The 23,343-nt window shown below is 58.5% G+C and carries 23 protein-coding genes; 11 read left to right on the top strand and 12 right to left on the bottom strand.

What is annotated here, in order from left to right; translation table 11 throughout:
* Positions 1–32: 32 nt before the first annotated feature.
* Positions 33–2,084 (top strand): VanW family protein, encoded by a 2,052-nt coding sequence (locus tag IIC71_03515; protein ID MCH7668259.1) that lies wholly within the window; start codon positions 33–35, stop codon positions 2,082–2,084.
* A 299-nt stretch (positions 2,085–2,383) separates the two neighbouring features.
* Here the strand turns inward: IIC71_03515 and IIC71_03510 are convergent, their stop codons facing one another.
* Entirely contained in the window at positions 2,384–2,695 is a 312-nt protein-coding gene (locus tag IIC71_03510) for a hypothetical protein (protein ID MCH7668258.1), read from the bottom strand.
* 36 nt (positions 2,696–2,731) lie between these two features.
* Positions 2,732–4,168 (bottom strand): pyruvate kinase, encoded by a 1,437-nt coding sequence (pyk, locus tag IIC71_03505; protein ID MCH7668257.1) that lies wholly within the window; start codon positions 4,166–4,168, stop codon positions 2,732–2,734.
* 89 nt (positions 4,169–4,257) lie between these two features.
* Between pyk and IIC71_03500 the strand changes: the two genes are divergently transcribed.
* Both IIC71_03500 and IIC71_03495 read left to right on the top strand, forming a co-directional pair.
* Positions 4,258–4,848 (top strand): TetR family transcriptional regulator, encoded by a 591-nt coding sequence (locus IIC71_03500; GenBank protein MCH7668256.1) that lies wholly within the window; start codon positions 4,258–4,260, stop codon positions 4,846–4,848.
* Positions 4,845–8,219: a cobalamin-dependent protein gene (locus IIC71_03495; GenBank protein ID MCH7668255.1), complete on the top strand. Its 3,375-nt coding sequence runs from the start codon at positions 4,845–4,847 to the stop codon at positions 8,217–8,219. Before IIC71_03500 ends, IIC71_03495 begins: the two co-directional genes overlap by 4 nt.
* Positions 8,220–8,221: 2 nt before the next feature.
* On the opposite strand, the gene IIC71_03490 is transcribed toward IIC71_03495, so the two are convergent.
* From IIC71_03490 to IIC71_03480, 3 genes are all read right to left on the bottom strand, one after another.
* Complete coding sequence (locus IIC71_03490) at positions 8,222–8,968, bottom strand: amino acid ABC transporter ATP-binding protein (GenBank protein MCH7668254.1); 747 nt, start codon at positions 8,966–8,968, stop codon at positions 8,222–8,224.
* Positions 8,965–9,747, bottom strand: coding sequence for an amino acid ABC transporter permease (locus IIC71_03485; GenBank protein MCH7668253.1), 783 nt, complete (start codon positions 9,745–9,747; stop codon positions 8,965–8,967). Before IIC71_03485 ends, IIC71_03490 begins: the two co-directional genes overlap by 4 nt.
* 85 nt (positions 9,748–9,832) lie before the next feature.
* Entirely contained in the window at positions 9,833–10,591 is a 759-nt protein-coding gene (locus IIC71_03480) for a transporter substrate-binding domain-containing protein (GenBank protein ID MCH7668252.1), read from the bottom strand.
* Positions 10,592–10,737: 146 nt separating this feature from the next.
* Between IIC71_03480 and IIC71_03475 the strand changes: the two genes are divergently transcribed.
* Genes IIC71_03475 through IIC71_03465 form a run of 3 tightly spaced genes read left to right on the top strand, consistent with a single transcriptional unit; the run spans position 10,738 to position 12,644 of the window.
* Positions 10,738–11,238: a VOC family protein gene (locus IIC71_03475; protein MCH7668251.1), complete on the top strand. Its 501-nt coding sequence runs from the start codon at positions 10,738–10,740 to the stop codon at positions 11,236–11,238.
* On the top strand, positions 11,235–11,858 hold the full coding sequence (gene cofC / locus IIC71_03470; GenBank protein ID MCH7668250.1) for a 2-phospho-L-lactate guanylyltransferase: 624 nt from the start codon (positions 11,235–11,237) through the stop codon (positions 11,856–11,858). The genes IIC71_03475 and cofC overlap by 4 nt, the downstream gene beginning before the upstream one ends.
* A 42-nt stretch (positions 11,859–11,900) precedes the next feature.
* Complete coding sequence (locus IIC71_03465; protein ID MCH7668249.1) at positions 11,901–12,644, top strand: PIG-L family deacetylase; 744 nt, start codon at positions 11,901–11,903, stop codon at positions 12,642–12,644.
* A 480-nt stretch (positions 12,645–13,124) separates the two neighbouring features.
* Here the strand turns inward: IIC71_03465 and IIC71_03460 are convergent, their stop codons facing one another.
* The 5 genes from IIC71_03460 to ugpC all read right to left on the bottom strand — a co-directional run bounded on the left by IIC71_03460 (position 13,125) and on the right by ugpC (position 17,076).
* Complete coding sequence (locus tag IIC71_03460) at positions 13,125–13,487, bottom strand: hypothetical protein (protein MCH7668248.1); 363 nt, start codon at positions 13,485–13,487, stop codon at positions 13,125–13,127.
* Between the two features lie 74 nt (positions 13,488–13,561).
* Entirely contained in the window at positions 13,562–14,224 is a 663-nt protein-coding gene (locus IIC71_03455) for a hypothetical protein (protein MCH7668247.1), read from the bottom strand.
* 241 nt (positions 14,225–14,465) lie between these two features.
* Positions 14,466–14,882 (bottom strand): hypothetical protein, encoded by a 417-nt coding sequence (locus IIC71_03450; protein ID MCH7668246.1) that lies wholly within the window; start codon positions 14,880–14,882, stop codon positions 14,466–14,468.
* A gap of 125 nt (positions 14,883–15,007) precedes the next feature.
* Complete coding sequence (locus IIC71_03445) at positions 15,008–15,568, bottom strand: hypothetical protein (protein MCH7668245.1); 561 nt, start codon at positions 15,566–15,568, stop codon at positions 15,008–15,010.
* 302 nt (positions 15,569–15,870) lie between these two features.
* On the bottom strand, positions 15,871–17,076 hold the full coding sequence (ugpC, locus tag IIC71_03440) for a sn-glycerol-3-phosphate ABC transporter ATP-binding protein UgpC (GenBank protein ID MCH7668244.1): 1,206 nt from the start codon (positions 17,074–17,076) through the stop codon (positions 15,871–15,873).
* An 89-nt stretch (positions 17,077–17,165) separates the two neighbouring features.
* Here ugpC and IIC71_03435 point away from each other — a divergent pair, with 89 nt between their 5' ends.
* From IIC71_03435 to IIC71_03425, 3 genes are all read left to right on the top strand, one after another.
* Positions 17,166–17,876, top strand: coding sequence for an SDR family NAD(P)-dependent oxidoreductase (locus tag IIC71_03435; GenBank protein ID MCH7668243.1), 711 nt, complete (start codon positions 17,166–17,168; stop codon positions 17,874–17,876).
* 103 nt (positions 17,877–17,979) lie between these two features.
* A complete protein-coding gene (locus tag IIC71_03430; GenBank protein MCH7668242.1) occupies positions 17,980–18,393 on the top strand; it encodes a hypothetical protein in 414 nt (137 codons plus the stop codon).
* A gap of 334 nt (positions 18,394–18,727) precedes the next feature.
* Positions 18,728–21,082, top strand: a complete 2,355-nt coding sequence (locus IIC71_03425; GenBank protein ID MCH7668241.1) for a nitrate- and nitrite sensing domain-containing protein — start codon at positions 18,728–18,730, stop codon at positions 21,080–21,082.
* 34 nt (positions 21,083–21,116) lie between these two features.
* On the opposite strand, the gene IIC71_03420 is transcribed toward IIC71_03425, so the two are convergent.
* The gene (locus tag IIC71_03420; protein MCH7668240.1) at positions 21,117–22,382 is read right to left on the bottom strand and encodes an ISL3 family transposase; all 1,266 of its coding nucleotides are present in this window, start codon (positions 22,380–22,382) and stop codon (positions 21,117–21,119) included.
* Positions 22,383–22,441: 59 nt separating this feature from the next.
* Positions 22,442–22,681 carry a DUF1778 domain-containing protein gene (locus tag IIC71_03415; GenBank protein MCH7668239.1) on the bottom strand — a complete coding sequence of 80 codons (240 nt, stop codon included), beginning with the start codon at positions 22,679–22,681 and terminating at the stop codon, positions 22,442–22,444.
* A 224-nt stretch (positions 22,682–22,905) separates the two neighbouring features.
* Between IIC71_03415 and IIC71_03410 the strand changes: the two genes are divergently transcribed.
* Together IIC71_03410 and IIC71_03405 are read left to right on the top strand one after the other, a co-directional pair.
* Positions 22,906–23,109: a hypothetical protein gene (locus tag IIC71_03410; GenBank protein ID MCH7668238.1), complete on the top strand. Its 204-nt coding sequence runs from the start codon at positions 22,906–22,908 to the stop codon at positions 23,107–23,109.
* Positions 23,110–23,206: 97 nt separating this feature from the next.
* A partial coding sequence (locus IIC71_03405) for a hypothetical protein (protein ID MCH7668237.1) occupies positions 23,207–23,343 on the top strand: 137 nt, incomplete at its 3' end.

Here is a 23,343-nt window from a genome sequence, read left to right as displayed (position 1 = left end):
GAAACCATTTAGACTGTGGTGTCGGCATACACATGGTGAGTGAGCGCCGATTTCCACCGACACCGGCAGGGGCTGCACGCGTAATCGCGAAATTACGAAACAACCTGAAATACCTACTCGTCGTAGTTGTGCTGTTCCCCTTACTGGTGATCGTGGCCGACATATCGTCGCGCAACGGGGAAATCGCTCGCAATGTCACAATTGCGGGAATCGAGGTAGGCGGATTCGGTCCAGAGGATGCAACAGTTGCTGTTCTTGAGTACGAGGCTGCTCTACGCGACGAGCCGGCCTTGATTACCGTCAAGGACACTACGTTCCAGCTTGACCCAAAGTCGGTCGACCTCGTCCTCAACACTGATGAAGTAGTTGAAGAGGCACTGTTACAACGACGTGAGTCCGGTCTGATTGGTCAAGTACTGGGTTGGTTTTCGTCGTTTGGCGACACTCGGACGATTGACGTTGCGGTGACCATCGATCCTGTACTTCTGGATCAACAGATCGACCAATGGCAGCAAGACGCCATCTCCATCCCGGCATACGAGGGGGCGGTAGTGATGGCTGGCGGATTCGCCAAGGCGGAGTACCCGGTGTCGGGTGAGGGAATCGACCGTGTCCCCGCATTAGCGATTCTCACCAACGTCCTCACGAACCCAAGCACAAACACCGCATGGCTTCCAACAATTGAGGTGCAGCCTTCACTAACCAGAAACGATATTGACAAGGCCGTGAGCGAAGCGAACTTGCTCATCGGCGGGCCAATCACCCTCCGTTCCGAGCAGCCCGAAATCGAGCTTGTCATCACCTCGCAGCAACTCATCAACGCATTCGTATCGAACGTGGTGACTTTGGGAACTCCGCGGATCGTCCTCGGATTTGACAGAGACAAACTCGTCAACGTCATCGAACCACTGCGTGAGACTGCGCGCTCGGAGGCTCGCGATGCTGAGTGGACCATCGACGAGGAGGCCGAGGTCGGCGAAGGCGAGGGATTCCCGGTCGTACTCGTCCCGTCGCGTCCATCGACGTCGCTCGACATCGACCTCGTTGCTGAAGCCATTTTCGCCACCGCGTCTTCCGGCGTGCGGATCGGCGAGTTCCCATTTGCCGAAGGGGAGGCGGCTTCGTTCACAACGGCAGATGCCGAAGCCATGGACGAAGTCGGTCTGGTGAGCGAGTTCACCACCAACCATCCGGCAGGGCAGAATCGCGTTATCAACATTCAGCTTTTCGCCGAGGCGGTCGACGGAAACATCGTCCTTCCCGGAGAAGAGTATTCGCTCAACGTAGCAGTCGGCGAACGAACTGTTGAAAAGGGCTACTTGTCGGACGGCATGATCTTGGGTGGTGAACTAGTACAGGTTATTGGCGGCGGCGTCAGCCAGTTCGCAACTACGTTCTACAACGCGATCTTTTTCGGTTGTTACGAGGACATCAGACATGTTCCGCATTCGATCTATTTCTCGCGCTATCCCGAGGGCCGTGAAGCGACGATTTCTTGGCCGGCGCCGAATCTCATTCTGCGTAACAACACCGAGACGGCCCTCATCATCAAGACCCAGTACACGTCGACCTCGATCACCGTGCAGTTCTATGGCAACACCGGCGGCGTCACATGCGAGGCCGAGAGGTCGGGGCGATTCGCATTCACTGAACCGAAAACCGAGTACGAGCCCGACGCCTCGCTCGCCCCCGGCGAAGAACATATCAAGCGCAATGGCCTCGGCGGATGGTCGGTGACGATCACACGCATTATCACGGCTCCCGACGGTACGGTCACTGAAGAAAAAGACACCGCGACGTACCGTCCCCGGACGAAAATTATCGAGGTACATCCGTGCAACATGCCAGACAGCGAAGAGGATTGTCCACTGCTGGTGCCGTCGGTTGTCGGCATGGAATTCGCCAACGCTCAGGCCACGTTTGCGGCGGCCGGCTTTGGAGTTGCGGTCGGTGACCCGATCGTGGTTACAAGCGCCGAACAGAATGGCATCGTGCAGACCCAGAGCGCCGCTGGCGGCAGCTACCTCGATGGTGGGGCCACAATCACCGTCCGCCTAGGCGAATACACCCCGCCCGAAACATAGACCAACACCGAACGACAAGGACAAATCTCCGGCCCTATCGCTCGTGCGAGTGGGTACGCACCCTCCTCGACAAGAGGTGTGGTAACGGCAGCGTAGCTCAACCGGATGAACGAGCTGGGGGCGTCACTCGGGTGCCATTGTCTGCCCGCCACGATCGCTACACCCTGTCGAAGCACCGCGTCTCGCAGTGAGTCCGCGTCGATCCCGCGAGGCGTATCCAGCCAGATATGCAGCGGCCCTCCCCGGAGTTGCGGAGACCAGTGTGGGATATTTGCGAGAGCCGCGGATGGCTGGCGACGCTACGCCTGCGATGCTGCGGCGTAGTGACTGTAGAACGACTCAATCACGGCGGAAGCCGAGGACTCGGCTGCCTCATCCCAGCCGCCCGAGCGACGAATGACGATGTGGTTAGAACCCGCGAAAATGTGAACAATGCCATCGACCGCTTCGAAAAGCCGCACTGCCAACCGAGCAGGAATCGTGCCGGCACTCTCCGCGTCGGCCAGACCGGCAAAGGTCTCTCCGTCCTGAGAAGAGACGTTGCGGTCGGTGGTGTAAGAGGCGATGTCGCCTACGACACGGACGCTGGCGATCTGAATTTTCTGACCCATTGCGGAGAATCCTCTCGTGCCGGTAGGTTCACAATCCTAATCGCCCGTGGGAACGCCGACGATCGTGGAGCCTATCGAGTGCAGTTTCATGAGGTTCGTCGACGCCGCCTGGTTTGGAGGGATGCCGGCCGCCATCACAACACCATCGCCCTTTTTCACGATGCCCTCCTCGAGTAGCTGGTGCTCTGCGTACAGAATCATCTCGTCGGTCGAATCCACCCGTCTGAACACACCCGGACGCACCCCTGAGTACAACGCCATTCGTCGATATGTCCGTGTCGTTGGTGTGTATGCATAGATGTCGGCCTTTGGTCGATACTTCGAGATCAGACGAGCCGTGCTGCCCGATTCGGTAAACGCCACGATTGCCCGAAGGCCGAGCGAGTCGGCTGCCTCGACACATGCTTGCGACGTCGCAACTGCGAACCGCGCATCGTCAGAGGTGAACTCGACCGGGACCGTCTGGCCATAACGTGAACTCTGCTCAGCTTCACGGCAGATCCGGTCCATGGCGGCAACCGTGCGCTGTGGGTATTTGCCAACGGCAGTTTCCCCCGAAAGCATGACGGCATCCGAACCGTCGAGCACCGCACCAAACACGTCCGTGACTTCGGCGCGAGTTGGCCGGGATGAGTGGGTCATCGACTCAAGCATTTCGGTCGCGGTGATCGTCAGGCGAGCGCGAGCATTGGCTCTCGTAAGAATGTCCTTCTGAGCGCGAGGCACCGATTCGAACGAAAGCTCCACACCTAGGTCGCCACGAGCGACCATCGCGCCGTATGCCTCATCGAGTATGTCGTCGAGATTCTTGTAACCGATCGTGCTTTCGATCTTTGCGATTATCGGCGTGTCGGACCCAATGATGCGACGGACGTCGCGAATGTCGCTGCCCGAGGACACAAACGACACCGCCACATAGTCGACTTCCTGCTCTTGGCCGAAAGCAAGATCGGCCTCGTCTTTCCCGGTGACGGCAGGAAGCGTCATTGCCGAGCCAGGGAATGCAACCCCCTTGTGGTCCTTGACCGTGCCCCCCTCGACAACGCGAGCGGTCACCCGAGTGCCATCGACACCGGTGACCTCGAGGCCGATGAGACCGTCCGCCAATAGAATTGGTGACCCGGCTGAGAGGGTGACGTGCTGGAGGTTCTCAACAAAGATCGTCGAGCCATCCATGGAGTCCGTCCCCGGCTCGAGATGGATGATGTCACCGTCTGACAACTCAATCTCTCCACCAGCAAAGGACCCAACGCGGATCCGAGGACCCTGAATATCTTGGAGAATCGCGATCGGCCGTTCAAGTTTGTCCGCGGCGCCGTGCACCCACTCGATCATCTGTGCATGTGATTCGTGAGTGCCGTGCGAGAAGTTGAGCCGGGCGACGTTCATGCCGGCTTCGATGAGACCGCAGATCCCCTCGAAACTTGCAACTGCTGGTCCGAGTGTTGCGATAATTTTTGTCTTGCGCTCCATGCCAACGAATCTACCCCATTCATCGACAAGCCCCAATTGCAGCTAGCTACGCCCTTCCCAACCTACCAAACGTTTGGTACAATCAGCACATGGCGACAACAACTCCCCGCTATACAGAAATCGTGACGGTTGCAGCCCGACTGTTTGCAACAAAGGGTTACGGTGCGACATCGGTGCAAGATATTGCGAACGATGTAGGCATGCTCAAGGGCAGTTTGTACCACCATATTTCGGGGAAACAGGCGTTGCTCGAGGCCGTCATCCAGTCCGTCCACGACTCGGCGCTGGACCGGCTTTCCGAAGCCTGCAAACAAACCGGCTCTCCTTTGGAGACGTTGTCATGGTTCATTTCCGACCATGTGATGTACAACATCGACCATCTCAACGGCATCCGCGTCTACTTTCAAGAGTTCCGATCGCTCGACGCACCCAATGCTGACCGCATCTGGCGAGATCGCCTCACATACGATCGATTTGTCCGCAAGTTAGTCATCGATGCTCAGATAAGTGGTGAGGCGGATGGCACAGTCGACCCCCGCGACACAGCGGTTGCGATTCTGTCACTGATGAATTGGGTGTACCAGTGGTATGACCCGTCGGTGGGTGTCTCGGCGCGTGCGACGGCCGCAACCATTGCAAGCCAGGGAATCCGCCTGTTGACGACCGGGAGGGCAGCGTGACTCAGACACAGTCCACCGAGGTCAAACAACCAGAGTCCAAAGGATCACCGCTTCGCTTTGTAACCGCGACCTCCCTGTTTGACGGGCACGACGCCTCGATCAACATGTTTCGGCGCATTCTCCAGGCATCCGGTGTCGAGGTTATCCATCTCGGTCACAACCGTACGGCCCGCGACATCGTTCAGACCGCCCTCCAGGAAGACGCACATGCCATCGCGATCACGTCCTACCAGGGTGGCCACGACGAGTTCTTCAGGTACGTTCGCGAATTGCTCAACGACGGAGGCGGCAACCACATACAGGTGTTCGGCGGTGGTGGTGGCACGATCCTGCCCGACGAAGTCAAGGCTCTCGCAAACGACGGCATTGCAACGTTGTATTCGCCCGACGACGGACGGCGCCTCGGTCTCCAGGGAATGGTTGATGACATGATCGCCGCGGCACGCAAGGTCGCACGCCCATCGGTCGACTCCGTTGCTGACACTCCCCTGTCGACGGCGAATCCGACGATCACCGCTCGTGTCATAAGTATTGCGGAGAATCTTCCGAGCAATTTCGTCGGCATGTCCACCGTGATAGAGAGCCTGGCTGAGCAGTCAGGAGTACCGGTCCTTGGCATCACCGGCACAGGGGGCGCCGGCAAGTCGTCGCTGGTCGACGAAATCGTCCGTCGATTCCTATCTGCGTATGTCAAGAAAACAGTCGCGGTGCTGTGTGTCGACCCCTCGAAACGGCGTACCGGGGGGGCTTTGCTCGGGGACCGCATTCGTATGAACGCCATCAGTGATGAGCGCTGCTACATGCGGTCCCTCGCCACACGGCAGGCAAATCTTGCGCTGCCGCGTCACGTCCACGACGCAATCAACATTGTCAAAGCGGCCGGATACGATCTGGTGATCCTCGAAACCTCAGGGATCGGTCAGTCGGACACCGAAATCGTTGATCACGCAGACGTCACTCTGTATGTGATGACACCCGAATATGGTGCCGCCAGCCAGCTTGAGAAGATCGACATGATCGACTTCGCCGACGTCATCGTCATCAACAAGGCGGACAAACGCGGGGCACTCGACGCCGTGAGAGATGTTCGCAAGCAGTACCGGCGCAGTCGCGTGATGTTCGAACAATCCGACGACGAGATCCCGGTGTATGCAACGGTTGCGAGCCAGTTCAATGACGCCGGGGTGAACACGGTTTTCGAGAAACTGATGCAGCTTGTCGGTCGGGCGGCCAACGCTTCGTTCGACATCGAGAGCCCGCTCGTGGAAGCCCCTCCACAGGGGGCCGCCGTGGTACCTGCGGAGCGCGTCCGCTATCTCTCAGAAATCACTGAGGTAATCCGAGGGTACGGCCTAAGGGTCGACGAGCAGGCGACGTTAGCCGACCGCATTCAGGGCCTTGAGGTCGCGCTAACCGAAGTCTCAGACGAGGCGGCCCAGAGTGCGCTTGACACCGTCCAAGCAGCGCTCACCGCCGAACTCGATCCAAAAAACGCCGCCATGCTCGAGGGTTGGGAGGACCTTGTGCGGTCCTACACCGGCACCGAGCTGACCTACCTCGTGCGAGATCGCAAGATATCCGCGACTCTCGCGGGAGAATCTCTCGCACATACCAGGATCCCCAAAGTGTCTCTGCCTCGGTTCTCGAGCCACGGCGACCGTTTACGGTGGCTGCTCCATGAGAACGTCCCCGGTGCATTCCCGTTTGCGGCCGGGGTGTTCCCATTCAAGCGGCAGGATGAAGATCCGACACGCATGTTTGCCGGCGAAGGAAGCGCCGAGCAGACCAACCGCCGCTTCCACTATTTGTCACTCGGTGTGCCGGCAAAGCGGCTCTCCACAGCATTCGACTCTGTGACACTGTACGGACAGAACCCCGAATCCCGCCCTGATGTGTACGGCAAGGTTGGCAACTCTGGTGTGTCGATCGCCACCCTCGATGACATGAAGCGGCTCTACAGCGGTTTCGACCTCGTCGACCCATCAACATCGGTGTCGATGACGATCAATGGTCCGGCGCCGATACTTCTTGGGTTCTACCTCAATGCCGCGATCGACCAGCAATGCGAGCGCTACATCACCCAGCACGACCTGGTGGATGAAACGCGGCGCAAGATCGCCGATCTACACAGCACAGTCGCACCAACGTACTCGGGAGACCTCCCGGAAGGAAGCGACGGGCTGGGGCTTCTTCTTCTCGGCGTGACCGGAGACTTGGTGCTGCCTGCGGAAGTGTACGAACAGATCAAGTCAGATACGTTGGCTGCTGTGCGCGGGACGGTGCAAGCCGACATACTCAAAGAGGATCAGGCGCAGAACACGTGCATATTCTCGACAGAGTTTGCGCTGCGGATGATGGGTGATGTGCAGGAGTACTTCATTGCCAACAACATCCGAAATTTCTACTCGGTTTCGATCTCTGGTTATCACATGGCCGAAGCGGGTGCGAACCCCATCTCACAACTTGCCTTCACGCTGGCGAACGGGTTTACGTTTGTCGAGTACTACCTGTCGCGCGGACTCGACATCGACGACTTCGCACCGAATCTCAGCTTCTTCTTCTCAAACGGCGTCGACCCCGAGTATGCCGTGATTGGACGTGTTGCCCGTCGCATTTGGGCCAAGGCGATCAAGCTGAAGTACGGCGGCAACGAGCGGTCACAGAAACTTAAATACCACATCCAGACGTCGGGGCGATCCTTGCATGCGCAGGACATTGACTTCAACGACATCCGCACCACGCTCCAGGCCCTGTACGCGATCTACGACAACTGCAACTCGCTACACACCAACGCCTACAACGAGGCCATTACGACTCCGACCGTCGAATCCGTGCGCCGAGCGCTTGCGATTCAACTCATCGTGAACCGCGAGCTGGGTTTGACCATGAACGAAAACCCGCTCCAAGGCTCGTTCATCATCGACGACCTTACAGACCTCGTCGAGGAAGCGGTGCTGGCTGAGTTTGATAACTTGACCGCACGCGGTGGCGTTTTGGGTGCGATGGAAAGCCAATATCAGCGCACCAAGATTCAAGAAGAATCGATGTACTACGAGCAACTCAAAGAGTCGGGCGAGTTCCCCATCATCGGAGTCAACACCTTTCTATCAGATTCGGGCAGCCCGTTTGTGGTGCCGGGAGAAATCATTCGGTCGACCGATGAGGACAAGGACCGACTTATTAGTCAGCTTGCCGACTATCACGCACACAACGCAGCGAGTTCCGTCACTGCACTAGCTGAGCTTCAAGAGACGGCGCTGCACGGCAGCAACGTGTTTGAGTCGTTGCTTGAGACCACAAAAGTGTGCTCACTCGGACAGATTTCCGCTGCGCTGTACAACGTCGGCGGTCAGTACCGACGCAACATGTAGCGCTAACTGATCACTCGCAAGAACTGCTGGAGACGCTCGGTCTGTGGACTCACGAGGATATCGCCAGGCGGACCCTCCTCACACACGACGCCAGCGTCCATGAACACGACCCGATCTGCAACGCCACGAGCAAAATCCATCTCATGGGTCACGACCATCATCGTCATCCCCTCCTCCGCAAGGGTTCGCATGACCGTAAGCACCTCGCCGACGAGTTCTGGATCGAGAGCGCTGGTAACTTCGTCGAACAACATCATCTCTGGCTCCATCGACAGCGCCCTTGCGATAGCGACGCGTTGCTGCTGTCCTCCCGACAGGGTCCGCGGAAAATCGCTGGCCTTCTCCATGAGGCCAACACGCTCCAGGTTGGCGTTGGCGATCTCAAGGGCGTCCTGTTTTGATCGCTTTAACACCTTGACCTGAGCAACGGTGAGGTTCTCGACAACCGTGAGGTGTGGAAACAAGTTGAACCGTTGGAACACCATCCCGATCTTGGTTCGAAGCGCATCAACATCGGCGTCGATGTCGGTGATGTCCTCGCCCTCAATGAGAATATTGCCCGACGTCGCCTCTTCAAGACGGTTGATACACCGAAGCAAAGTCGATTTTCCCGATCCTGAGGGCCCGATGATGCACACGACTTCACCGGAGCGAACCACGAAATCGATCCCCTTGAGCACCTCCAAGTCACCAAAGTATTTGTGGAGGTTTTGCACCTCAATGACCGGGGTACCAACAACTTTGCTCATCGTGACGCCGCCGCCTTTTTCTCAAGGATCGCGACAACTCGAATCATCGGCAGAGTGATGGCGAGGTACACGAGCGCGGCCGTTATCAGCGGAGTCGCATTGAACGCCGTAGCGGATGCCGATCGGCCAAACTTGGTGAGTTCGATGGTGCCGGCGGTCACGCCGAGCACGGATACCAGCGACGTGTCCTTGATCAACAAGACAAGTTCGTTCGTGAGGGGAGGAATGATGATTCGAAACGCCTGCGGCAGAACTATCGTCCACATTGCGCGGGTGTAGGTCATCCCGACCGAACGCGCAGCCTCCATCTGACCGCGCGGGACCGCCTCGATCCCTGACCGGATCGTTTCTGCCATGTAGCCACCTGCGACAATCGCAAGAGCCAACGAACCCGCTCCGTATGCGCCGGGAATACGAACCCCGGTCGCGATCGGAATCCCAAAACCGATGATCAATATCCACACAAGCAAAGGGATTCCACGAATGACGTCGACAAACACACCGCTTGCTATCCGGAACGGTCTCGCCTGCGAAATCCTCCCAAGGGCGACAACCAGACCGATCATCAGACCGCCAACGAAACCAAAGAACGTAAAAATCAGCGTGTTCCGTGCGGCAACAGTCACAATTCTGGGGAACTGATCCACGATGATCGACGGCCTGATCATCGAATCCGACAGGCTGACCCAGTCGATCACGAATCCGACAACTACGACGATGACAAGCGATACGCTGTATGCAATGCGACGCAAGACAATTGTCCGCCGCCGCCTCGACAACGATGCCCAGCTAGCCACTTGCTACTCCCTCAACTGAACGAGATGGGAGACCCGAAGGTCCCCCATCAGGTACTGGTATGTAGTTTTACCCTCGCGTACCGAAGTACTTCTCGTGTAGGTCACCGTACGTGCCGTTGTCACGCAACGTCTTGAGTGCCTTGTTTACCTCGGCAACGAGGTCACTGCCTTTCGCCATTGCGAACCCGTACTGCTCATCAGTCGTGAATGTGTCCGCAAGCGAGAAGGCTGAATCCGTTTGCGCCCGGTAGCCGTTGACGGGCAGATCCTGGAGGATTGCGTCGACAGCGTTTGACGTCAGGGCCAGGAACAGGTCCTCACCAGACTCGAACGAGACGATCTCCGTGTCAGCCGGTGCGTTCTCCTTGGCGTACGCCTCACCGGTGGTGCTGCTCTGAACGCCGATCTTCTTGCCGCCGAACTCAGAAAGTTTCGGTGTGCCCATCTCGGCCAGCACGAGCAGTGACTGGTCGGCACTGAAGTACGAATCTGAGAACGAAGCGTTCTCAGCCCTTTCGGCCGTGATCGTCATTGCAGAGGCCACCATGTCACATCCTCCCGATGCGACCTCAAGAAGGATCCCATCAAACCCGGTGTTGATCACCGCAAGGTCAAGACCCATCTCGCCAGCGATGGCCTCAGCCAGTTCGATATCGAACCCGGTGTAACCGCCGCTGCCGTCGTCCATTTCGAACGGCTCGTACGGTATTTCCGAACAAATCGTCAGTTTGCCGTCGGCGATCGTAGATGCACCGTCGCTTCCACATGCGGCCACGACGACCGCAAGAACAGCGATGAACGCAACCAATCTGGTCGTAGTTTTCATTGTCACTTCACTCCCTAATCTCAACGTGCCCATCGGAGCGGGCACCAAAGCAACCCGCAGAGTAGGCGAATGACACTTGACATCACCACTCGGAAGCGCCGGTCGCCCGGTGTCCGATCAAGACGTACTATCGGTAGGATCACCTTATGATCAACATTGAGTTCCCTAACGCACTGCAAGCCCACATTGAGCGTTTCGACCACATCGCGATGGGAGTCCACTCGGTGGAGGACTCGGGGTTCATAGCGGAAGTTATGGGTGGCATCTGGAAGGGCGGAGGAATCGAGCGCGACGCGGGGTTCAAATATGCCAAATGGGATCTTCCGATGCGAGGCCAGCTCGAGATGATCGAGCCGATTAACCCAAACGACGCGAACAACTTTCTCAACCGGTTTCTGCGACGGCGCGGCGAGGGTTTCCACCACATAACGTTCAAGGTGTTCGACCTGGAGGCGGCCACCGAATCTGCGGTAGGTGCTGGTCTCGTGGTAGCCAGCACCAACACAGACCACGCCGACTGGCGCGAGACGTTCTTCCATCCTTCGTCGACACACGGGATCGTCATCCAGTTTGCACAGTGGCAAGACGGCGTCGGTGACGGTACCGAAACGTCGCTGAGTTTCGAACACTATCTCTCCCTGCAGTGAACAAAGCGTGGGTGATCGTGCCGGTGAAAGCTTTCGGCGTAGCGAAGCAACGTCTCGCCGCGGTGCTCGACAGTGACCAACGGAGCCGCCTCGGGAAAGCGGTAGCATCGAAAACGATCGCCGCGTTTACATCTGCGGGCGCCCACGTCGTCGTCGTCACCGCCGACCGCGATGTGCAGGTCTGGGCGACTCATCTCGGGTGTGTGGTCATTCCCGAACAGCCCGACGTGTTCGGACCCGGTCTCAACGGTGCCATCGCTGCTGGTTGCGCTGCCGCGTCCGCGGCCGGTTGTCGCTGGCTTGCGGTCCATGCAGATCTTCCGCTGATCCGGCCTGCCGATGCCCGCGTCTGCCTAGACGCATTCACGGCAACGGAGCACGGAGTTATCGTGCCCTCACGGGACGGCGGCACCAACATTCTCGGCGGGGTCCATGGTTTCGCCCGGGAAGCCATCCACTTCAAATATGGTTTGGGTTCGTTCTCGCTTCATAGGCGCCAGATCCCGCTCGCTACCGTCCTCGTATCACCAAATCTCACCATCGACCTTGATTCCACGATCGACCTGGAGGCGGTGCGTCGCCACCGCAACGGCATATGGATCGAGACCGTCATCCGCTAGGCCATGCGTCAGACAATCGCTGTATCAGATAGGCTCTTGGCCATGGCGCCAACACAAATCTCGCAAACAGACGCCGTCGACCTGCCGACCCCCGCATCTGCGCTTGCGATCGGTGCGCACCCAGACGACATCGAGTTCGGCGCCGGAGGAACTCTTGCGAAATGGGCAGCAGCAGGATGCCGCGTTGTGATGCTAATTGTGACCGACGGTTCGAAGGGCGCCTGGGATACCGAGCAAGATCAAGATGAGCTCGTAGCGACGCGAGGCGACGAGCTACGCGCCGCCGCGGAGGTTCTCGGAGCTAGAGAGACCGTACAGCTTGGGTACGTCGACGGTGAACTTGAATATTCAATGGAACTGCGGGGCCAGATCTGTGAACAGATTCGGGTCCACACCCCTGAAGTGGTCCTCAGCCACGATCCTTGGCAACGGTACCAGCTTCATCCCGACCACCGTGTGACCGGTTTTGGTGCGACCGACGGTGTAGTTGCGGCCCGCGACCATCTGTTCTTCAAGGACCAAAACCTCGCTCCGCACCGGCCGAAGGCAATCCTCCTTTGGTCTGCGGACGAAGCGAACCACTGGGAGGACATCGTGGCGACCATCGATACCAAGGTGCGTGCGTTGCTCTGTCACACTTCACAAGGCGCAACCACGATGGGCGGAGACGTGACGGAGGAATCCAACGCACACGCGTTCGGCGCCCGTATCTCTGAATGGGCGAGCCAGTCCGGAGTCGAGGCTGGCCTAAAACGCGCCGAGGCGTTTCGACGCATCACCCCCTGACTCAGTTCGTGACTTCGCGCTACCGCGCTACGAGCAGATAGCTCTCGTTGCACATGAAGATGCAACAAGAATCGTGGCTGACTCTATTGACCCTGCTGCGACGCAACGAACATCGCTCACACCGACACAGTTAGGCGAAAGCCGTCAGACGCCGCCGGCGCCATCCGTCAGCACTTCGCAACGATCGTCACTGACGCGCGGATTCGCCAGTGGTGTCAACAGACGAACGCGGAATGTGAACGGACTATAACCGGCCTCTCATCATCAGCGCATAGCAAGTACCCAGCGCCAGGGCATATCACTCTTGGGACCGATTCGTCATTTCGTTGTCGTCAGGCGTGTTCGTTTGTTCGTGGGTACGCTGTCGCGTCGCTCGTTTCGCGGACCATCGGAGTGCCAGAATCGCTAGAGCCGTCGGCACCACGAAATAGGCAATATCGTCCCACCCGCTCTGATGTGCCAGCATTAGCGAGGCCAGCATCAGACAGTCCCCAGAAGCGTCAAACCGAACACAGTGAGGGCGACCATCAGAGCAAGCATGGCGTATTGTGACTTGGCGGCGTCCTCACGGGGAAAAATGGCCAGGGACCGATCGTGTGCGAGGATCACCGCAGCCAAATGGCCGCCGACGATCGCGACTACCTGGATATACCAGATGGAATTCGGCGACAACCAGAAGTTCACCGACCAGGTGGCCGTTCCGAATAGATTCCATCCGCGACCAAACGGATCACTGATCGCAGAAAAGAGGATCTGCCCCTCGAAGATCACCAATGTAAAATAGTGAGCGAATGCATATGCGAACGCGATGGGGACCAGGGTATGGGCAAAGCTGCGCGCCACTGCGGTCGCCGTCAGGCTCTCTCCCGGAGCCAGTCGGGCTGCCGCCCACGAGGCGAGCCAGTAGCAGGCGCCGATCACCGCAATCGAGCTAAATAGCGCCAGGGTTCCGAAAAGCTGCGAAGTTGCCGCACTCCCCACCAGGCCGTGCTTGAAAGCCCGTCGTAGCTGACGGTACCAATCATGGCCACGACGAACATGGTCAGCCCGGGCCGCTCTCTCAGCGCCGGGAGTTGTCGCAGCCAACCCCGCCACACCAGACCTCGATCAACGTCGTGTCCCACCGGGCCTATCGCTCCGACCAACGCGTTGTAGGAGGTGAAGGCGTCACCGGCGTCGAGCGCGGTCTCACGCCCGACCCATACCATGGAGTACACCAAGTAGAGGGTGTAGATCACGGCTGCCCCCGCAACCACTCGAGGCCTCGCCGGATCCGCCCACACCAACTCCAGCCAGGTGAACGCCACGAACCCAACTGTCGCTGGCCACATTCCAAGTTTCTCAACCAACTCCGGGCGTTCCCTCCTGCCAAACCCGCCGATGCGGCTGATACTGCGCCACGGGTTGATGTACTGCCACAAGTCCCCGACTAAAGCACTGAGAAACGAAATCACTAGCCAGAAATAGACCCAGACCAGCACTGGGGCTAAGTTGCTGCGACCTCGCACACCGCCGAAGATCCCCGTGACCAGCACCAGCCCCAACCCGGCAAGGCCGACGAAAGCGAGCAACGAAGCCACCGAACTAACCCACGACGCGGTTAGCGGTCGCTCCAGCGGGCCGCCCTGGAGACGAGGTTCAGGCCATAACACCGTCAGGATCACAAGGACAACACTAAAACAAGACCTGCCCCCACCAGGAAGAACTCCAGCGGAACCGGCAGGTCCCCGCGGCCGCCGATACCATGAGCGAGAGCCACGTCGGGCGTCAAGACAAAGCCAGCGACAAGCGCCCCAAAGACCCCCAAGCGCTGTTTGTGTGTCACGGCTCCACCACCAATTCGATGAGCACTAGACCTGACAACTCCAACTCGACCTCGAAGATCCCTGGGATGTCGGCCACAAACTCCAAGACCGCCGGCGTCCCCGGTGTCACGTCAACGAAGATGTCGTAGGCGTGGAGGTGCACTTCGTCGGCGACATCGGCCGAAACGATCAGACGCACCTTGGTACCCATCTCAACCGGGATCCTCCCACCACCTTCAACAGAACCAGCCTCCACCGACACCACGAACTCCACCGGACCTGCCGCAATGGGGATGGTCGTCGTGGTCGCTGTCGGGGCGCTAGTCGTGGTCGCTGTCGGGGCGCCGGTCGCGAGGACCGTTACAGTCGATGCGGTGGGTACTGCGACGTCGGCATCACCTCCACCACACGCGCCGACGCCGGACAACACCAACGCAGCCCCCCTGTGGCGAGTTGGATTCTTGTGTTCTTGAACATGTGCGGCTCCTCAATGCGGGCAACGATGAAGACCGAGTGACGATCTTGGAGTGAAAGTGGAATCGACGGCCGCGCGGGCCGTCAGGCAATCGTCGGCGGCCCGCGCAAAGAACGAGGCTCAGCTTGTTGCCGAATCCGGGGAGTGACTCGTGAAATGAGATTAAAGAACTCAGCAGGCGCCCCCGCGTGCAACCCTTGGGGGATGAAGAACAACAGCGCCGCCACCGCCACCCGCTTGAGAAAGCGCACGGCGGCAAGCACGCCAACCGCCACAAGGACTTGGGCGACCAAGCCACCCCAGACAACGGGCTCGGCCAAAATGCCGGCGACCCCACGACCTGAGACCACACGCTCAAGCACTTCCTGCACACCGTAGACGCCGATCTGAAGTGCCAGCAAGCTGCCGATGCCTACGCCAGGATTGACACTTGGTGATTTACGAGAGCCGGATAGTGTGAGCCAACCGAATGCCAACGCCGCGAGAGGCACTGCCAGCCTGGCCACACCTGGCAGGTAGCTGTGGAGGTCAGCGAGTTCGGTACTGTGGAGGTGGATCTGGCCGACAAGCGTGTAACCGACAGCGTGACCGGCGTAGACGCCCCCCAGTGCCAACAAAAACAAGGCCGTCCATCGTTTCAACATCGTATTAGCGTACTCGCGATTCAACTTGATCCAGGTTGAGGCAGGGGTACATGTATGGCGCCGGCGACGCCAAACCGTAGCGGCGCTGTCCATCCGCCGAGAGGGGGTCGATGCCACCAACGCTGGTATTAAGGAAGGCTTCCCCGCTGAGGTGCCATAGCCTGAACAGGCGAGTTGGCCTCGTCGTGCCAATCGACTCGGCCTAGGAGTTCGACGCATCATGCCCTGACTCGTCACATAAGAAAGTGTGAGGACCCCGAAGAGTCCTCACACCGATTGCGGAATGTTGTCGAGTCGGCCGGTCAGGTTCCTATACGCAGACCGCTCTCGGGATCAAAGAAATGCAGCTTTGCGGTGTTGAACGTCAGCTTGATTTGCGATCCCGCCGAAACACTGACATCTGCGTTGACACGGGCGGTGAATGTCACGACATCACCAAGCGAGCCGGCATCGCCCTCGGTATCAGCCAACAGCTCCTCAATGTCCAGCGTGATAACAGGCGGCGTATCGACATCGAACTTGATGAATGTTTCGGCACCGAGAACCTCGGCAACATCGATGTTCGCCATGATCACTGCGCTGTCGTCAGCACCAACAAACTCTGCTGACGAAAAGTCTCCTGGGCGCATGCCGACAACGATCTGCTTGCCCATCCAGTTCTCGATGCCTGGATGGCGATCGAGCGCCACCCGTTCAACTAGCAAGCTGTTGCCCGCAAACTTTGCGTACACCCGGTCGCCATCGGCCTCAAGAGTGCCGTACACCATGTTCATGGCGGGCGAACCGATGAAACCGGCAACGAAGAGGTTAGCGGGTTCGTGATACAGCTCATTTGGCGGCGCAACTTGCTGCAGGTTATCAGGCCGTTTCTCGGATACGGGCTTCAAGACCGCAACACGGTGGCCGAGCGTCATAGCTTCCACCTGGTCGTGCGTCACGTACACCGTGGTTGTGTCGAGCTGTGTGTGGAGCTGAGCCAGCGAACCACGCATCTGGACCCGGAGCTTTGCGTCAAGGTTTGAGAGCGGCTCATCCATGAGGAACGCACTCGGCTCGCGGACGATTGCGCGGCCCATTGCAACGCGCTGGCGCTGACCACCGGACAGGTTCTTCGGCTTCCGTTCAAGAAACTCCATTATTTCAAGAATCTCTGCTGCCTCATGGACCCTCCTGATCACCTCGTCCTTTGGCGTCTTCCTCAACTTGAGACCGAACGCCATGTTGTCAAAGACGGACATGTGTGGGTACAAGGCGTAGTTTTGGAAAACCATCGCGATGTCGCGATCCTTGGGCTGCACGTCGTTGACAAGGTTCTCGCCGATGTACATCTTTCCTTCGGTGATTTCCTCAAGACCAGCGATCATCCGCAAAATGGTCGACTTGCCGCAACCAGAGGGCCCGACAAGCACCAAAAACTCTCCGTCGACGATTTCCAGATTCACGTTGCCGACGGCGCGTGTCCCATCGGGATAGATCTTCCCAATCCCCTCAAGCGTAATTCCCGCCATGCGCATACCTTCCGTGTCGTTCCGTAATCGGGCCACCGTAGCACGGGCCCACAAACAGCCGCAAAACATATACAAGCTACAGTAGGCCCATGCACGATTCACCAGTTGCAGTAATCACGGGCGGAACCGGCGCTTTAGGAAAAACCCTGCTCCCGTTGCTCGTGCGCAGAAACTTCAAGCTCGCAGTCACCTACCTCATACCAGAGGAGGCAACGTCTCTCGAAGACTCTCTGGGACTCGACGAAAGCCAACTGCTGCTGCGGAGAGTCGATGCATCAGATTCGGACGCGGTGGACGATTTCATGCGCGAAGCGGCAGATCGTTTTGGGCCGTTCAACGTGATGGCGTCGCTGGTCGGCGGATGGGCCGGCGGACGGATGGTGCATGAAACCGATAATCTGCGGTTTGATCGGATGCTCGATCTCAACCTCCGTTCAGCGTTCTATACGATTCGTGCAGCAATCCCGTACATGCGCGACGCCGAGTGGGGGCGGATCATCGCAATCGGCAGTCGTGCCGCGCTGGACACTCCAGCAGCCCAGGCTGCGTTCAACATTTCCAAGGCAGGAGTGGTTGCGCTCATAAAGACGTTGGCGGTCGAACTTGATGACACCGCAATCACCGCCAACGTCGTTCTACCGTCGGTGATCGACACCGCAGCGACCCGTGCTGCCCTCCCATATGCTGACTACATCAACTGGCCAAAACCGGCTGAAATCGCGGTCGTGATCGACTTTCTCGCCTCTCGAAATGCGCAAGTAATCAATGGCGCTGCGATACCGGTGCACGGCCAAACCTAGATCGCGCTTTGCGGCCGCGACGAGTTGTCGGCAGACGGAGCGTCGCTGACGGAATGACGATTGCGCGATATCTATAAAACCGCCGTCGTGATATGTTGGCAGTATGGAGATCGACTCTGACATTGTGGCCCGACTTGTAACGGTCAACGACGAGCTTCTTGCGTTGCCCGACGATGCGTTTGCGGAAAAATACAAGCTGTTGAAGGAACGCGACAAGCTCAGGGAAGAGGCGTCCCAATACGCCGTCGACCTCGACGCGCAACGCTCGGACGCAGGACTCCTCACCGAACTCGCTGCGCTACGCTCGCAGTTGCAGGGTCTTGAGGGGCAAAGAATTGACCTTGTGACACAAGCTGGCGGCGGTGGCGGTGGCGGCGGGGAGATGGGCAACCTCGGTGGGGTTTCCTTGAATGCCCGGATCCTGGAGGCGGGTGGCGCGTCGAGAATCCAGGGGCGGATCGGAACAATCGTCAGCGTTCTTGCCGATCGTGGAGTTGAGATCCCTACCACTCCCTGACGACCGGTTCATCTCCGTTTGATCCGACCAACCAAGCCACTCATGTGCCACTATGGGTCTGACGATTTTCCAAGCCAAGCAGGGAGGGGAGATACGATGGCAAACAAAGACAAGGCCAGCAGGAGCGGCAAGAAAGTTGCCGCTAGGACGTTGAAAGAGAAACGACAGGCCAAAAGGGCGAAAAGGTCGAGCTAACAACGACGAGCACGGTCGCCGCCTCCCACGCTAGCGTGCCTCCGACGATTTGCCTTCGTGCGGCTTAAGGCAGTTATGGCTTAAGGCAGTTAGTAAAGCGTCGACAGTTAACGCATCCCCGAAACCTATTGAGAATGCCGTGAACCGCACGCACGCTCCTCTGACAACAAACACGGGGGCTGACACAGACGGTAAAGCCGCGCGTGCAGAACCCGAGCCTGCGCGGACAGGAGTCGGTATTGCAGCCAAGCTTGTCACAATGGTGGCGATACCGCTGACCGCGCTGGTAGTCCTACTTGGGTTCGAGGTGGCGAACCGCATCTCTCGGGAGCGAGATCTGCAGAGCATTGTGGCGTCAACCGTCGTGTTGACTAAATCTGAGCATCTGGTCACGGAGTTGCAGTTGGAACTGGGACGCGCTGCGCTCCTGTCGTCATCAGATGGGCCCGATGCTCGAGAGGCCCTACTTTCTCAGTGGATCGAGACGGACGCGGCTTTGGCCGACTTCAGCAGCGCTCTTGGCGAATTCGACAACAAGTACGAGGCTGAGCTCTTCGCTCAACCGTTTTCAGATCTATTTGAGAATCTCGAGCGTCTCGCCGACATGCGTGAGCGCATCGTCGACCTCGACGCGGTTTGGGCTGACAGTTTGCATTTCTATGCGGATCTCGTCGAAGACATGGGCGAGGGTCTAGCGGACGGCCTATGGCCGCTGGTACGTCTTGACCCACAAGTCGCGGGTATCTATACGGGTTTCCTTGACATCACTGCCGCTCTTGAGGCGGCCAGCCTTGAGCGGGCGATCGTTTCCAAGGTGCTCACGGATCGTAGTATCGATGCCAACGAGCTCATTGTCCTCGGCGGGTTGGTAGGCAGACAAGAAGCCTCACTCCAGGCGTTTGATGACCACACCCCTCCAGAGTTGCGCGCTGAGTACGAGAGTCGCCTCAATGCGACCAAGACCGTATCCGCGGCAACCATCCTCGCGCGCTTTTCGGCCGGTGAATTCTCGTTGGAGCCTGCTATGTGGTTTTGGGTTTCCTCCAGACGAATCAGCGCCCTTCACAATATTCAGCACAACCTGCTAGAAGATCTTGCTGATGCGAGCAACGCCGCAGCCGACAGGTCGCGCACCGCGGTGTGGCAGTTCTCCGCCCTCGGCCTGTTGGTCCTTGCGACCAGCTTCTACGCTGCAAACCGGATAGGGCGCCGGCTCTCCAGGCGAACAATCAACCTGGCACGGGTTGCGCGTGCCATCCAACGTGGGGATTTCAGCCAGCGGGCCGATATCGACGTCCACGATGAGCTGGGAACGCTCGCTGACGCCTTTAACCAGATGACCGACGACCTCACGACCCTCAACCAGAAGCTGGAGACTAAGGTAGAAAAGCGCACCACCGAGCTGGCAGCCAACGAAGCCCAAAATCGCGCCATGCTCGAAGCAATCCCAGACCTTATCGTCCGCGTTAGCAGCGAAGGCGCATACCTCGAATTCATTCACGGTGGCACCGCGGCGATCTTCCCCTTGTTCGAAGATCTTCACAGCAACAATCTCGAAGAATTCTTACCCCGGCATCTAGCGGAGCAGTTCGTATCGGCCAGTCACCAGGCGCACCGTAGTGGAGAGGTCCAGCGGCTCGAGTATCAGGTCTCTTCAGCGGGCGACACGCAAGAAAAGGAGGCTCGGATAGTAGCCATCCCCGGATCTGACGAAACGTTGTTGGTGATCCGCGACATCACCGAGGCGAAGGCTGCCGAACGACACCTCGAAGATCTGATTCGCTCGAAGGACGACTTTGTGGCGTCGATCAGCCACGAGCTGCGCACTCCGCTCACCGCGGTCCTCGGTTTCGCCGAGCTCCTGCAAGCATCACCGGAGGACTTCTCCGCTGACGAGCGGAAGGAAATGATGCAGTCCATCACTGAAGAGGCTACTGACATCTCCAACATCGTCGAGGATCTGTTGGTATCGGCGCGAACAAAGATCGGTAAACTTCACGTGACTCAGGTGACGGTTGATCTCCGAGAGCAGCTCACCCAGGTGCTGAACGCGTGGAGGGCGGCAGCGGCTGAGCACGTTGAGGTCGCCGATGGGTCTGTCGACACACTGGGAGATCCTCAGCGCGTACGTCAAATCATCCGTAACCTGCTGACGAACGCAGCCCGTTACGGTGGCGACCACGTTCGGGCTCGCGTATTCTCCCGCAACTCAACCGCGGTCGTCGAGGTCTGCGACAACGGGCAGGGCGTTCCGGTAGAGGACCGGGAGTCGATTTTCGATCCCTACAACCAGGCCCAAGCAGGGCGACACCAAACGGGCTCGATCGGTCTCGGTCTCACAATATCCCGATCGCTGGCACGACTCATGGGTGGCGACCTCACCTACAGGTATGAGAACGAAACAAGCATCTTCGAACTCACTCTCCCGATTGCCAATCGAGCCGACTCCTCCAATCGGCCGTTGAACCTCGTTAGAGCTGAGGCATCGACCTGAAACCACGCCGAGAAGATAACCGGCGCTTCGGATTTCAGCGGGGTGTGATGGTGGCGAGTAGGTCCCAGTTGGGTTTCCCTGCGTAGAGGAGTGTCCTGATCCGGTAGTTGCGGAACTGTCGGAATCCGAATGCGATGCGTTTGATTCTTTTTATGAGGTTGTTGGCTGCTTCGGTGGGTGCGTTCGTCACGTGGGCCTGGTGCCACGCAGCGATCTGGTCTCTCCATCGGATGAGGGTACGGCCCAGGGATCGGACTTCTGGCGGGTTCTCAGGGTTTTGGAGGCCGCGGCCGAGCCGTTCAACGTGTTGAGTGGCGAGGCCGGGGTCGGTGTGGGTGTATATCTGACGGATCGCTTCTTTGGGCTGCCACGCTGTTGTGACTTCACTGTTGGGGTCTCCTGCTTTGAGGAGTCCCACGAGTTTGGTTCGGCCTTTCTCGGTGAGCCGCTCATCGGCTCTGGTCAACAGGCGTCGTATCTGATACAGCGGATCTGTTTTGCGGCCGCGGTGCCCCATTGTTTCGTTCTGGACCCGGCGTCTGGTTTCATCAAGTTTCGTGTTCGCCAGCTTCATGACATGGAACGGGTCAGCAACCTGGGTAGCGTTGGGGAGTATGGTGTCGAACACGCTGCGATACGGGCCCGACAGGTCCAGTGTCGCCCATCTGATCTGGGAACACCACGCATCGCCCCGAGTGGCAAGCCATGCTGCGGGACCCACAGCTTTGCGGCCTTCCACGACGTCGAGGATCTGGGTAGACCACGCCTGGGTCCGCCACCAGCCCAAGCGACAGAACAGTGTCTCATCCAACCCCAACGCCCTAACGTCACCAATCCGGTCGGCGTCGTCATCAACAAGTGGGGTGCCGTAGGCAATCACGGCATCATTCACCGTGTGCCAGTCACAGCCCAAATCCTGTGCGACTTCGCTCACCGTGCGGCCGTGTTTCCCGACCTGGAACGTCACCCACCGGCCCGCCCGGTCCGTCAACGCCAACCGTGGCGACCCGATACGCGGTTCCTGCCCGGTCCACGTCACGCTACGGCATGTCTCATCGGGGCACAGCCACCGGTGCTTGCGCCACACCAGACGCGCCGGACGGCCGAACACACACAGATCCACCAATACAACCACAGGACGGTCCTTGGCCACCGCCGATGTTGAACACCGTCGACATTCAGGTCGTAACCATCGAGCCTCGACACGGACCCGGATGGGTTCACCCGCAACGCCGTCAACTCCCAAGACGTTTACATCGCCGAGTCCGACAAGCAACTCGCACATGACAGTAGGGTCCATTTCCACAGGGGCCCTCCGTTCTGAAGGTGGTAACTACTCTCAGACTGGCAGAGTCCCTGTCATGTCTCCATCATCACCCGACCCCGCTCATTTCCGAAGAACCGGATTACCGGCCGATACGCAGCAATCAACGATCGGGCACGAGTGACCGCGCTCTCTTCGACAAACGGTGCCCTCGTCGTTCCTGACAGCGTTGCTGCTTCGCGTACCAGTGCGTCGCTCTGAGCCTTCACACGGAAATTCCATGTGCTGTCGCGTGGCTCCGCCGGCATGTGGTCCTCCAGGCTGCGTGGAGACATCGTATGCACCTACCGCAAACCGTCAACCCCGTTCCGGAATTCGCTCGGTTGTCATATCCCCTCCGAAGAGATGCTTCAACGAGCTGCTCGGAACGCATCCGATGCCGGTTTGTCGACGGTCTTGGAAAACACGCTCGAACGGAGACGGGTGGCTGCAGAAGTCGAGTTCAGTACGTATAGAATTGCCTTCAACCGTGCCGATGTCGTGGCCGAGGAAAGGGACGGTGCAGGTTATGGTCCCAAACTCGCTTGTGCGCCAGCCCGAAACTTCTCGGTGGCTAGCGCATGTGTTGTTTTCACCGTATTGGGGCGAACAAGACTTAGAGGTAAAACTGAACATCATCAGAGAAGCCGAAAGTATCACCGATCCTCTCGACTTCTCCGACATCGCATGGAAGCACATAAGAGCTGCAGAGAAACGTCTGTAACCCTCTCCGTCAACGCGGCGAAACCCTTGCATTGGGGGCTGTCGCATGAATGTGCGTGGTTCTCGCGTTTTGGTGTGCCGCGCGGGACAATGGTGTCATGGTGAATTTACGTACTGTTGAGCGGGATCAGTTGTTGTTGATGCCACCGTCGTTGTCTGACTGGTTGCCTTCGGATCATTTGGCGTGGTTCATTGTTGATGTGGTCACCGAGTTGGATCTGTCGGGGTTCTATTG

It is taken from the genome of Acidobacteriota bacterium (assembly GCA_022562055.1).
Taxonomy (GTDB): Bacteria; Actinomycetota; Acidimicrobiia; order Spongiisociales; family UBA5794; genus BMS3BBIN02.
Note: the sequence above shows the minus strand (reverse complement) of the source record. Positions and strands in the feature narration are given on the sequence as shown.

Coding starts and splice junctions, on each gene's coding strand:
- IIC71_03515 (MCH7668259.1), top strand. CDS start 33: ATGGTGAGTGAGCGCCGATTTCCACCGACACCGGCAGGGGCTGCACGC.
- IIC71_03510 (MCH7668258.1), bottom strand. CDS start 2,695: ATGGGTCAGAAAATTCAGATCGCCAGCGTCCGTGTCGTAGGCGACATC.
- pyk (MCH7668257.1), bottom strand. CDS start 4,168: ATGGAGCGCAAGACAAAAATTATCGCAACACTCGGACCAGCAGTTGCA.
- IIC71_03500 (MCH7668256.1), top strand. CDS start 4,258: ATGGCGACAACAACTCCCCGCTATACAGAAATCGTGACGGTTGCAGCC.
- IIC71_03490 (MCH7668254.1), bottom strand. CDS start 8,968: ATGAGCAAAGTTGTTGGTACCCCGGTCATTGAGGTGCAAAACCTCCAC.
- IIC71_03480 (MCH7668252.1), bottom strand. CDS start 10,591: ATGAAAACTACGACCAGATTGGTTGCGTTCATCGCTGTTCTTGCGGTC.
- IIC71_03475 (MCH7668251.1), top strand. CDS start 10,738: ATGATCAACATTGAGTTCCCTAACGCACTGCAAGCCCACATTGAGCGT.
- IIC71_03465 (MCH7668249.1), top strand. CDS start 11,901: ATGGCGCCAACACAAATCTCGCAAACAGACGCCGTCGACCTGCCGACC.
- IIC71_03445 (MCH7668245.1), bottom strand. CDS start 15,568: ATGTTGAAACGATGGACGGCCTTGTTTTTGTTGGCACTGGGGGGCGTC.
- ugpC (MCH7668244.1), bottom strand. CDS start 17,076: ATGGCGGGAATTACGCTTGAGGGGATTGGGAAGATCTATCCCGATGGG.
- IIC71_03435 (MCH7668243.1), top strand. CDS start 17,166: ATGCACGATTCACCAGTTGCAGTAATCACGGGCGGAACCGGCGCTTTA.
- IIC71_03430 (MCH7668242.1), top strand. CDS start 17,980: ATGGAGATCGACTCTGACATTGTGGCCCGACTTGTAACGGTCAACGAC.
- IIC71_03420 (MCH7668240.1), bottom strand. CDS start 22,382: ATGGACCCTACTGTCATGTGCGAGTTGCTTGTCGGACTCGGCGATGTA.
- IIC71_03415 (MCH7668239.1), bottom strand. CDS start 22,681: ATGTCTCCACGCAGCCTGGAGGACCACATGCCGGCGGAGCCACGCGAC.